We start from the raw sequence: 12508 nt of genomic DNA, 5'->3' as shown, positions 1-12508 counted from the left end.
CTTCCTGGTTTAATTTATTCATTTGTTGAACCCTTCCATTTCGTCTTGATGATTTAAATCAATACTCAACAAATGATTTTAGTCGTATGGAGCCTGAACAGATGTTCCACCAAAGGAGTAGTATCCCTCTTTTGGTGGTAGAGAGTAACAAAGATCATCAATTGTTGATTGGATACTGTTTGCGAGCAAAAATTCCCCAGGCCGAGCCTATTTTTGCGATGACAGCGCAGGAAGCGCTCTCTTTTCTAGCGCGCTCGTTTACTGAACGAAGTTTTCCCAAGTTGCTTATTTTTGACCTGAGTTTGCCAGAAACTAGTCAGGGGTTTGCTTTACTGAAGGAAGTAAGAAGACAATATCCCCTTCTCCCTACTATCATTTTGAGCAGTGAACAGGATCAGAATCTTGTTAATAAAGCCTATCAGCTTGGTGCTCATTCTTTTCTGGGGAAGCCCTCAAATCTGGAAGCCTGGGAGAACTATTTCCAGATAATAAAAGAATACTGGTTCTGGACAGTTAATCTTTCCCGGTAGAAGCAGAATTATTTAATAAACGGCATTGGTAGTCGTTTCAAAACGACGTTAATTGAAAGCCGTTGCTTCTTATTTCATACAGCAGGAAAAGACCATCTGAAACAAAAAGCAACGGCGAAAAATAGGGCCAGCGAAGCTAACCCGTCATGACGTGATTCATTAAATACCTCTGCCCTGAATCAAGCGCAAAATGATAGCTATCACAGCGATAACCAGCAGAATGTGAATGAGTCCACTCGTAGCAATACCAGCGCCAAGGACGCCTAAATAGCCTAGTAACCAGACGATAATGAGAATAACCGCGATTGTGTACAGAAGATTGCCCATGGTTCTTAGTGATAGATGGTAAGTGTTGATTTGTTTAACTAGCGCTATTTAGAACCTGGATTGTTTTAAAATGTTTGATCGACAGCGTTTTGTTAATTAAACCAATGCTTGATTGATGTATCTAATTCTGGATGAAAGGGCGAGTAATCGGTTTGTTTCGCCTAGCCTCCTTGTATGTAATTTATGAATTTACGTGACTTGTTTTGGCCTACGCCTGATGAATCATTGGCGCAGCGTTCGTGGCTTCGGTTTTTTTTAATGGCTGATTGTGTTACCGATTCTGAGTAATACATAACGTAAACGAATAGTCATTTCTGTTAATCGTTTTTCAACTGGAAAGTACGGAGTTGGTAAATAAATTGGACAAGGTACTTTTAGGTCAACCCGTTTGAATTTTTGTTGAAAAACAGGCTTTCTCGGAGCATTATTTCTGAGTTTACTCGTAACACGCCAGACGTTTTTAGTCCTGGTCAATCATCAACTAATTTAAGACGACTCTCTATTAATTACATGGCAAAACAGCAAATGCAGGCAGGTTTTGTGCTTATTCCCGGTTACAAAGATCCTCAAAACACGCAGAGGATGATCAGGTTAGAAGGTAATGGAAACTATACCATCATTCATTTTGCTGACAGCTCAAAAATTTTGATGGTTGCTCAGACATTGCGGTATTTCGAAGAGCAAATTCCAGATTTTATTCGCGCCAATAAATCGGCGTTAATCAATCCTGCTTTTGTTAAAGAAATCATTCGGACGAGTTCAAAATCGGTACATTTACACATGACTGACGGAATTGAATTGCTCGTATCCCGTCGTCGGATAAGTGATGTAACCATGAAACTAACAGCCTGATCTGGGTATGTTCTGGATTTGATTGCAACGCGGGGGTGAGGCTGAGACGCGAAGGATCGCGTCTCTACTCGGATCGCAAACTTGTTACGGGATTCATCAGGGCGGCTTTGATGCTTTGATAACTTACCGTCAGCAGGGCAATGCTAATGGCCAGCAGTCCTGCCAGTGCAAATACCCACCAGGCTATATCAACCCTGTACGCAAAATCCTGCAACCAGGCATTCATGGTCCACCAGGCGAGGGGTGATGCAATCAGAATGGCGATGATAATCGGTTTAATAAAGTCTTTTGACAGGAGTGCTACAATACCCGCGACCGATGCGCCGAGCACTTTACGAATGCCAATTTCTTTGGTGCGCTGTCCAACAATGTGCAGAACCAGACCATACAGACCCAGGCAGCAAATTAGGATAGCAATGCCGGTAAACACGTTGATGAGCCGGGCAAGGAGTGCTTCCGTTTGATAAAAAAAGGCCACCTGTTCGTCCATAAACTGGTATTCAAATACCTCATCCGGAAAGAGTTGCTGCCAGGTTTGCCGGATTTGCTGGAGTGTTTGTGTGGGATTATTTCCCGAAATCCGGATACCTGCTCGGGTATACCAATCAGCCCTGCTGGCAATCAGGCATGGCCCTATTGCTTCCCGAAGTGATTTCTGATGGAAATCCTTCACGACGCCAACAATGGGCAGCGGAACCGCTGAGGGATAATACTGAAGTTTTTTGTCCAGTATCTGCTGCGGATCATTGAAGCCAAGCTGGTGAGCCAGGGTTTCGTTGATCAGGTATTCGCGAATGGTGTCGCTGGGCGTGATATTCCGACCGGCTACCAGTTTTAACCCATATGTTCGGACGTAGTCCGCATCGGCCAGCCGATCCCGAACCGGAAAGACGACCCACTCGTTGCTTCCGTTAAATTTAAAGGAGCCGCCAAACAGCTGATCACTCGACGGCGGGCGGTGGCTCAAACTAACCGATACAATATCGGAATACGGCAAAAGCTGCTTCTTGAACGCTTCCTGCCGCGCTCTTTGGTTAGCGGGTACTGTAACGATCACAACGTTGTCTTTCTGAAACCCCAGGTCGGCCTGCTGCATAAATCGAACCTGATTCGCTACGACCAGCGCCCCAATAATAAGCGACTGGCAAACGACAAACTGAGCCACGACCAGCACCCGACGTACCGTAAAGCCCCGTCCCGAAACACCGGTCAGCTTACCCCGCAATGCCGGACCACGCAGTGCCGCCCAGGGCGAAACCCCCGATAAAACAGCCGCTGGGTAGCCACCCGCAATCAGCGTAATGCTTACTAATAATGAGCCGATAAATAAACCTGTCAATGGATCGATCCGTAAGGTTAGGGGCGTCTGAACCCAATCCGTGAAGAAGGGGAGCAGCAGCGACACCAGCGACAGAGCCAGGGCGCCCGATACGAAAACGATCAGGCTTGTTTCGAGGAGAAATTGCCCAACTAACTGACTCCGCGAGCTACCCAGCGTTTTGCGAACCCCAACTTCTTTTCCGCGCCGGAGGGCCTGTGCCGTAGCCAGATTGATGAAGTTAATACAAGCCGCCACGATCAGCAGTCCGCCAATTAGGCCCAGCGACCAGATCATCGACGCCCGAATTGTTTCGCCACCCCGCTTCACATCGACGTGAATGTCGCGCAGGGGCTGCGTATGAAACTGAAAGACTTTCGCGTCCGCGCCGTATTGCTTCCGAACCAGCGCCGGAAATGAGTTATCCAGACTGAGAGCGGCTTCCGGATTTCTAAGCCTGACGTATAATCGATTGGTGCTGTTAAGGTAACCCCAGTTGGTTTCTTCATACTCCGGGTCAATCTGCTTCAGCGTTGTCATCGATAAAAACAAACCGAGGTTCGTGTCGGTCATGGGTGGAGGATCGGCCACAACGCCCGTAATCGTAACGTCGGTTTTATTATTGATGGTTAAGGTTTGTCCAATCGGGTCGGCATTGCCGAAGTACCTCGTTGCCCATGATTGAATCAGCACTGCGCTGTTGGGCTGACGGAGGGCGGTTTTCGGATTGCCTTGTAGCCAGGTATAATCGAGTATGTCAAACCATTCCGGCTCAACCTGGCCGGTGCCCTTGTGTTCGAGAAAACGCAGCGGAGCTGACTGGCCCACCCCAGGCCCATCTAGGCCGGGCCCAGCCTGGATGGGCCGTTTGACACGAACGGTTAACTCCCGGTTCATCACCAGAAATGCCGCCTGCTCTACCTGCGGGTAATCCCGGCGGAGGGTTGCTGCCAGGGGTAGGGGCGCTTCCGGATTGTACTCAACCGAGCCGTCGGCTAGATGAAGATCCGTGTTTATTCGGAAAATTCGGTCGAGGTTCGCGTGGTGTCGGTCGATGCTAAGGTGATGGCGCAGGAACAGAAAAATCAGCAGGGCACCTATCATGCCGACTGACAGACCAATGACGTTCAGCAGCGTGTATGCACGGTGTGAACGGAGATTCCGAAGGGCGATTGTAAGATAAGAACGTAGCATAAGCATTGTTGTGTAGAGCCGAAACCCTTTGCGGCTCCTGTGCGTCAGCAATTGATACATAATAAAACGGCCCGATCATCATTCACTGCGTAAACTTGCTATCGGATTTGTCAGCGCTGCTTTGATCGTTTGCGTACCCACAATCAGGGCCGTTAACAGGGCCAGGCAAACGGCTACCAGCGCAAATGGCCACCACGACAGTTCGGTGCGATACGCAAACTGAGTAAGCCAGTCACCCAGCAGATAATAGGCAATTGGCCAGGCAATACCATTGGCAATGATTAGAATCAGGCCAAACTCTTTCAGGAACAGGTTGACAATACCGATGGTCGATGAACCGAGCACTTTCCGGATACCAATTTCCTTGGTGCGCTGGGTTACATTCAGTGAAACCAGCCCCAGTACACCCAGCAAAACAATGAGCAACGCGAGCATCGTCGCTAGCCGCGATGCCTTTTGTAATTGAATCTCGGTTTTGTAAAGTTTCTGAAGCGTATCGTCCATGAAGGCGTAATCGAATGGGGCATCGGGAAACAGGCGCGCCCATGCTTGCCCAACGGCGGCAACTGGTTCAGCTAATCGGCCGGAGTTACCCGCAATCCTGATCGAGAAATAGCGGTAAATGGGATTGCTGCGGTTGTTCAGAAAAATGAGGGGTTTGATGGTTTCGTGAAGTGAGCCAAAGTGAAAATCGGTAAGAACGCCACTCACCCGGTACAGCTGGCTGTTGCCCTGAAGTCGAACCAGTTGGCCAATGGCCTTGGCCGGATTGCCCCAACCCAAAGCCTTTGTTGCGGCTTCATTCAGAACAACGTTCAGAGAATCGCCCTGACTGGCGGTGAAATAAGCCCCGTCGCGAAGGCGCAGCCCGTACGTTTCGGCAAATCGCTCGTCGGTAGTTAGCACACTGGCCGTGATGGCCTGCGTACTGTCGCGCCCCTGCGGGAACAGGCGGGCACTACCACTCGTTCGGCCATCCGGAATTTCGAAGGAAAGGCTCACGGCGCTCACCCCGGGAATGCGTGCCAGCTGGCTTCGTATGCCTTCCATCCGCTTTACCCCATCGGTCGACCAGTCCCGGGGTACCGACGATATTGTCAGGATCCGGTCTTTCTGATAGCCTAAGTCTTTACTGAAAAAAAATGAGACCTGTCGGCCAATGACCACGGCCCCAACAAAAACCAGAATGGCTACCGTAAACTGAAAAACAATGAAGGCCCGGCGTAGGCCGACACCTTTTTGTACCGACGACGTCAGTTTACCTTTCAAGGAGTCGATGGAAGGCAGGCCGGACAGCACAAACGCCGGGTAACCACCCGCCAGTAAACCAATAACCAGCATCAACAATGCTACGGCCAGAAAAGCGTAGGGCGACCAGGTCAGCACCGACGGTATCGGTTTTTCGAGTAAAGCCGCAAAGGTCGATCGAAAGAGTTCGTAGCACCCCAGCGCCAGTACGGTAGCGCCCATGGTCAGGAGCAGAGCTTCGACCAGAAACTGGATGATAACCTGCTTTTTGAGGCCACCCAGCACTTTTCTGACACCAATTTCCCGCAACCGTGTTGCCGACATACCGATGGTGATATTTACGAAATTGACTACCGCCATCAGCAGAATAAACAGCGCAATAATAGCCAGGGTCAACACCATTTTCTCAACCAGGCCATTGTTTGCCTTCAGGTACAACGTTCGTAGAGGACTGAGGTAAGCGTTGAGATTTTCTTTAAAGCCAGGCGGGGCATAGGTGGCCAGTGTTTGTCTGATGGGGCGTATTAACTGGTCGGCGGTTACTCCTGGCTGCAACGTCACATATGTCGGAGTGTACTGATTCTGCCAGGATTGCATGGCTGCCTCCGGTACAAAGTAACCAACGTTACGCATCGGAATAAATGCCTGATCGGGCAACGATAACAGGTTGGTGACGCTGTTGAACGGAAGCGCTTTCAGGATACCCGTAATGGTAAATACCTGCTGACCACGTACGGGTGTCTGCACCGTTAATGGCTGCCGAAGCACGTCGGTTCTGCCGAAGTATTTCTGGGCCAGCGCGGCCGTAATAACGATTGAATTTGGGGCCAGTAATGCCGTATTCGGATCACCGTATTCCAGCGGAAAACCGAACATGGGCAGCAGGGTGGAATCGCCAACCTGAATCTGTTCTCTAAAGTGATTCTGGCCGTTCGAGACGATGGCCGTAACGCCATAGAAGCGGTAGTAACTGGCTATTAGATTCGGGTATCGTTCCTTGAGTGTCGGACCAATGGGCGCCAGCGTTGCCACATCCATGCCCATACTTTTCTCCTTCCACCGGCTCTGCACGAGGTACTGCTGGCTGGCATTTCGTAAGGAGTTGTTCACGGCTAATTCGCCCAGAATGTAGTTGCCAATCAGCAGGAGAAAGGTAATGCCAACCGTGAGGCCGAGCAGCGTAACCAGGGTGTAGAACCGACGCCGACGCAGGTTGCGCAGTGCGATTTTGAGGTAATTCTGAAGCATGAACCAACCGATTTAAGCGTGTTAATTATTGATGATAATTTGCTGGCGTGAAGGTATTAACTATCGCGTTTTGTTTGTCTTTTATGCTGATTGACAGGGTGTTAAAAAATGTTAAGCTTTTTGCAAACGCTCATGGCGATCGGTCCTGACACAAGCATTTTTTCCAGTACCCAGAACGGGCACCGGAGCCAAAAAAGAACGAACCACGGCGGCACGGAGCACATAGATTTTCACGAACGGCAGGTAGACCGTAGAAAACCTATATGCTCCGTGCCGCCGTGGTTCGTCAAAACCGGGCAAACGGTTTTTCAATCTGTTAGAACCAGATTGAATTGAAAATTAAAGCGAATTTAGCTAAGTGCATCGACACCGGCCTGGGCGACCGTATGGTCGTTCTCTACCGAGCTGCCCGATACGCCAATGGCACCAATAACTTCACCGTTCGCATTTTTGATAGGAATGCCACCCGGAAAAGTAATCAGGCCGCCGTTCGAGTGTTCGATGTTGTACAGAGACCCACCCGGCTGCGACACCTTACCCAACTCGCCCGTTGGCATGTCGAAATAACGAGCCGTCCGGGCTTTCTTCTGCGAGATGTCGGCCGAGCCCAGCCACGCGCCATCCATGCGGACAAAGGCTGTCAGATTCGCACCGGCATCGACTACCGCAATGTTCATCAGGGTACCAATTTCTACTGCTTTCGCTTTTGCAGCTCTTACCGCTGTTTCGGCTTGTTCTAAGGTAATGCTCATGATTCGACTTATAGTTGAGTCAGACTCTTTCGGCGAGTCGTCAAGCAAAGATAAAGAATCGGAGAAGCGCTTATTGGCATGACCGTAACAGGATGGAAGGACAGTGTTAAATCCTATTTAGTGGAGTACTGTAGAGACGCGATCCTTCGCGTCTCTCTTATTCGGATCGTAACGATTTGACGGGGTTCATCAGGGCGGCCTTCACACTCTGGAAACTTACCGTTAAAACGGCAATACCCATTGCCAAAAAGCCCGCCAGCACAAACACCCACCAGGCAATGTCGATTTTGTACGCAAAGTCAGACAGCCATTTGTTCATGGCATACCAGGCAATTGGGCTGGCAATGACAACCGCCATAACAACCAGCTTTAGGAAATCTTTGGAGAGCAGGATAACAATATTGGGTATGCTGGCCCCCAGTACTTTCCGAACGCCAATTTCTTTCGTACGCTGCTGAATCGAGATCAGGGCGATGGAGAACAAACCCAGGCAAGACAGAAGAATGGCAATACCAGCCGCCGACGAGAAGATGGTTGCCAGCCGCTGTTCTTTTTTGTACCAGCGTTCGGTATTCTCATCCAGAAATGAACCGATAAATTCCTGCTTCGGGGCAATCGTTTTCCAGGCGCTTTTGATAATATCGACGGCACCCGTGAGGTTTTGTGGATTGACGCGGACCAGAATGTACTGAATGGGATTTTTTGCCTGCATCTGCAGGGCAATAGGCTGCGCTTTCTGGTGCAATGAGTAGAGGTTGAAGTCCGACACGACGCCCACGATCTGGAACGATTTATTGTCGGGCTTAATGAACTTGCCGACCGGATTGGCTTCGCCCAGCGCCTTTGCCATGCTTTGCGTGATCAGCACAGCCGAACTGGAATCGGTACTGAACTTGGCGCTAAAATCGCGGCCCTGGATTAGTTTGATACCCATTGTTTTCAGGTAGTCGGTATCTACCCGTACCCAGTCGCAGCTAATATCCCGTTTGCCGTAGAGGAAGCCAAACACCATCCGGAACGAACTACCATCCAGGCCCGCCCCAATGTTGACTCCCGACCCTGACACCGCAGTAATTGCCGGTTGATTGGCCAGTCGGTCGCGCATGGCTTTCAGGGCTAGCTCGCCGTTAAGTTCGCCACCTACCGGAATACTGATTACCTGTTCTTTGTCCAGCCCGACTGGTTTCTGCTGAAGGTAGGTGATTTGCTGGTGAACAATGATGGTACAGATGATGAGCAGGCAGGCAATCGTAAACTGACTCATGATGAGTGAGTTGCGCAACAGTCCCGGTCGGCTTACTTTCACGCTGCCCTTCAGCACTTCCACAGCGTTGAAACGCGTCACGAACCAGGATGGATATCCCCCGGCGGTCAGCGAAATGAACAGAAAGCCCAGACCCGTTACCAGTAACGTACCTGGATTCAAAAAATCTGCCAACGCCAGATGGCTCCGGAAGAGTCGATTAAACGTAGGCAAACATATATACGCCAGTCCCAGACCGACGAGTAAGGCCACCAGGCATAGCATGAGTGTTTCGCCCCAGATCTGCCCAAACAGCTGTCCGCGCTTGGCGCCCAGTGATTTGCGAACCCCTACTTCCCGCGCTCGGGACAGCGACTGAGCAATGGTCAGGTTAATAAAATTGATACAGGCAATGGCTAGTATAAACAGGCCAATCAGCAGCAGCGTGTATACGTAGGTCCGGCTGACTCCCTGGCTGCTCGTTTCCGTGTTGAAGTGGACGTCCCGCATGGATTCCAGCAACAGGCTTTTCTGAAAACCCAGTGCATTTTTGGGATAGCCTTGCTCTTTCTGCTCCTTAATTTCCTGGGCAAAGTATTTTTCGATAAAAGCCTGCGTCCGGCGTTGGAGCGTTTGTGGATCGGTTCCGGCTTTCAGCTTGACATATACATCATGATTGCCATGATCCCAGCGGGTTTTGTTTTCCTGATAATCCGGGGCATTGTCGCTGCGAATCAACCCATCGAAGTCGAACGTGGAGTTTTTGGGTGCATTGGTCATGACACCCGTCACGGTAAAGGCCTGCCAATTGTCGTTCAAACGGAGTTGAATCGGTTTACCGATTGGGTCTTCTTTGCCGAAAACGTCTTGCGCCATCTTCTCGCTGATAACGATATCGCTCAGGCTGCTCATGGCCGTTCTGGGATTGCCCTTTTGAAGCGGAAAGGTGAACATCTGCAGAAAATCAGGATCGACCATTCTGACATCTTTACCGAATGTCTGGTTTCCCCGACGAACGCTTGCGCTACGGTCGAAAAAGCGGGAAATACCTTCAATCTCAGGAAACTCAGCTTTTAGAGCCGGTGAAATTGGATAAGGCATGATCGTGCTTTTTTCGGGCGATCCATCACGTTCGGAAACCAGAAAATTAAGCCGAAAAATGCGGTCGGCGTCTGCATGAAACGCGTCGTAGGATAGCTCGAACGTAGCGGTCAGAAACAACAGCACACAGGTACCAAATGCTACCGATAACCCAACGATGTTAATGAGCGTATGAGTACGGTGTTTCCAGAGGGTACGTAGGGCAATTTTGAAGTAATTGCTGAACATGAGCAGTTTTTTTAGCAGAGACGCAACCCTTTGCGTCTCTCAGTATCATTCGGATCGCAAACTTGTTACGGGATTCATCAGGGCGGCTTTGATGCTTTGATAACTCACCGTCAGAAAGGCGATCAGTATAGCTAATGTACCGGCCGCGCCAAAAATCCACCAGGGCAGGTTTTCCCGATAAGCGAATGTGTCGAGCCATTTGCTGAGCGCCCACCAGGCCAACGGTGTGGCCAGAACAAGAGCAATCAGAACTAACGTCAGAAAGTCTTTGGAGAGTAAGCCAACGATACTGGCAACCGATGCACCCAGCACTTTTCTAACACCGATTTCTTTCGTGCGCTGTTCAGCGGTGAAAGCTGCCAGTGCGAATAAACCCAGACACGAAATCAGGATAGCCAGCATACCGAAGTAGTTGACCAGTGTATTTACCTGCTGCTCGCTCCGATAAAGACTCTCGTACTCTTCGTCTATGAAGTGGTAGTCGAACGGATAATTTGGGTTAAACTGCCTGGCGAGTTGTTCCAGATCGCTGATGGCTTGCCGGGTTTGTCCGGCGCGGGTTTTCACCAGCAGATAACTCGTGTTACGGCTGTCGAAGCAAAGAATCAACGGGCTGATAGTCTGATGGAGTGAGCCAAGGTGAAAATCTTTCATCACCCCAATAATCCGGCCTTTACCCATCCAGAACGTGACCTCCTTACCAAGCGGATTTTTCATGCCCGGGGTTGATGCGCCCATGAGTCGGGCGGCTGCTTCATTAATGATATAATTGGCCGAGTCGGCAGGACTGTCCAGTCTGAAATCGCGGCCAGCGGCTAACTTGATGTTCATTGTGCGGGTAAAATCGCCCCCGACAAACATACAGGACACGCTGGTTTCCAGTTTAGGATCCTTCCCGGGCCATCGTAAATCACCGGAGGTACTCTGCACGTTAACCGGCAGCGACATGGTGGTTGTCGCCGAGGCAACGGTTGGCTTTCGCATAACCTCCTGCCGGAAGGCTTCCACCTTTTTGGGTTGCGCAATTTCACCCTCAAGCGGGATGTAGACCACGTTCTCTCGGTCGAGACCGAGGTTTTTCGTGCGCAGATAATCCATCTGTCGCCCCACGGCCAGCATACCCACAATCAGAAAAATAGACAGCGAGAACTGAAAAACGACCAGTACGCGCCGGAACAGGGCTGGTCCGGAACCGAACTGAAGCCGTGAAGGCGCTCCGTTCCCTTTCAGAATTTTGATCGGCTGGAGCGATGACAGGAAAAAGGCCGGATAACTGCCGGACAGGATACCCGTAATGAGCACCAGACCCAGAATGCTGAGCCACAACGACGGTTCCGCTGCACCAAGCGTTAACTGCTTTTCGAATAGGGTATTGAACGTGGGTAAAAGCGTCCAGACGAAACCGAGAGCCAGCACCACCGCCAGCAAGCTCATAATGATCGACTCGCTCATGAACTGCCCAACCAGCGATGACCGTAGCGCACCTACCACCTTTCGGACACCTACCTCCTTCGCTCGCTCCGACGATCGGGCCGTAGACAGGTTCATGAAGTTGATGCAGGCAATGAGCAATATGAACAGCGCCACGATGGAGAATATACGCACGTACTCGATCCGGCCACCTACCGACTGCCCGTTTTTATACTCTCCGTACAGATGTAAGTCGGTTATCGGCTGAAGAATAGGCCGGCCCGTTTCGAAATTTTTTCCTGCCGTTCGGGGATAGATACTGGCCATAGCCGCTTCAGCCTGTGCCTGGGTCGTGTTGGGCTTCAGGCGAACGTAGGTCTGGAATGAATTATTTCCCCACCTGTTCATCCAGTCCTGCTGGTATTGTTTCCAGTTCACCAGCCAGTCAAACTGGAGCGTAGCGTTGGTAGGCAAATTGGCAATAACGGCGCCGACAACATAAAACTTATCGTTGTCGAGTTGCAGCGTTTTGCCCAGGGCCATCCCATTCGGAAAATATCTTTCCGCTAGTTTCTGGGTAATAACGATCTGGTTGGTTTGGGCCAGAGCTGCTTGTGGGTTTCCGTAAATGGCAGGCAAGTCGAATACATTAAAGAAATCGCTGGTTGCGAAATGGCCTTTTTCCTTCCCCACTTTCTCACCGACCTTGATCAGCGTTTCGTTGCCCCAGTTGAGTTTTGTTACGCCCGCTACCTCGGGTATATCCTGCGCAATAGCTTCCTGTAATGGGCCGGGTGTCATGGAGTTTGTTACCGTTTCGCCATTGTACGGAAAATTGACGCGTACATAATGAATACGTTCCACGTCGGGCAGAAAACGATCATAACTAAGCTCGTCCTTTACCCAGAGACCAATCAACAGGCTGCACGCCATACCCAGCGCCAGACCAAAGACGTTGATACCCGAATAGAGCTTGTTTTTCATCAAACTCCGAACGGCGATTTTGAGGTAGTTGCGGATCATAGAGGTAAGAAATACGTAGAGACGCAATCCTTTG

8 protein-coding genes are annotated in these 12508 nt (G+C 50.3%); 2 read left to right on the top strand and 6 right to left on the bottom strand.

What is annotated here, in order from left to right; translation table 11 throughout:
- The first annotated feature begins 86 nt into the window (after positions 1 to 86).
- Positions 87 to 530: a response regulator gene (locus ACYU87_RS13080; protein WP_461134529.1), complete on the top strand. Its 444-nt coding sequence runs from the start codon at positions 87 to 89 to the stop codon at positions 528 to 530.
- Between the two features lie 159 nt (positions 531 to 689).
- Here the strand turns inward: ACYU87_RS13080 and ACYU87_RS13075 are convergent, their stop codons facing one another.
- Complete coding sequence (locus ACYU87_RS13075) at positions 690 to 857, bottom strand: lmo0937 family membrane protein (RefSeq protein WP_461134528.1); 168 nt, start codon at positions 855 to 857, stop codon at positions 690 to 692.
- A gap of 510 nt (positions 858 to 1367) precedes the next feature.
- Here ACYU87_RS13075 and ACYU87_RS13070 point away from each other — a divergent pair.
- Positions 1368 to 1709 (top strand): LytTR family DNA-binding domain-containing protein, encoded by a 342-nt coding sequence (locus tag ACYU87_RS13070; RefSeq protein ID WP_461134527.1) that lies wholly within the window; start codon positions 1368 to 1370, stop codon positions 1707 to 1709.
- 64 nt (positions 1710 to 1773) lie between these two features.
- Here ACYU87_RS13070 and ACYU87_RS13065 read toward each other — a convergent pair whose 3' ends face one another.
- The 5 genes from ACYU87_RS13065 to ACYU87_RS13045 form a co-directional block, all read right to left on the bottom strand.
- Positions 1774 to 4221, bottom strand: a complete 2448-nt coding sequence (locus ACYU87_RS13065) for an ABC transporter permease (RefSeq protein ID WP_461134526.1) — start codon at positions 4219 to 4221, stop codon at positions 1774 to 1776.
- A 78-nt stretch (positions 4222 to 4299) separates the two neighbouring features.
- Entirely contained in the window at positions 4300 to 6717 is a 2418-nt protein-coding gene (locus tag ACYU87_RS13060; protein WP_461134525.1) for an ABC transporter permease, read from the bottom strand.
- 350 nt (positions 6718 to 7067) lie between these two features.
- Positions 7068 to 7469: a GlcG/HbpS family heme-binding protein gene (locus tag ACYU87_RS13055; RefSeq protein ID WP_461134524.1), complete on the bottom strand. Its 402-nt coding sequence runs from the start codon at positions 7467 to 7469 to the stop codon at positions 7068 to 7070.
- Positions 7470 to 7626: 157 nt separating this feature from the next.
- The gene (locus ACYU87_RS13050) at positions 7627 to 10041 is read right to left on the bottom strand and encodes an ABC transporter permease (RefSeq protein WP_461134523.1); all 2415 of its coding nucleotides are present in this window, start codon (positions 10039 to 10041) and stop codon (positions 7627 to 7629) included.
- Between the two features lie 45 nt (positions 10042 to 10086).
- A complete protein-coding gene (locus tag ACYU87_RS13045; RefSeq protein WP_461134522.1) occupies positions 10087 to 12474 on the bottom strand; it encodes an ABC transporter permease in 2388 nt (795 codons plus the stop codon).
- Positions 12475 to 12508 lie beyond the last annotated feature (34 nt).

The organism is Spirosoma lituiforme, from assembly GCF_054776635.1.
This window is presented reverse-complemented; position numbering and strand designations above follow the sequence as displayed.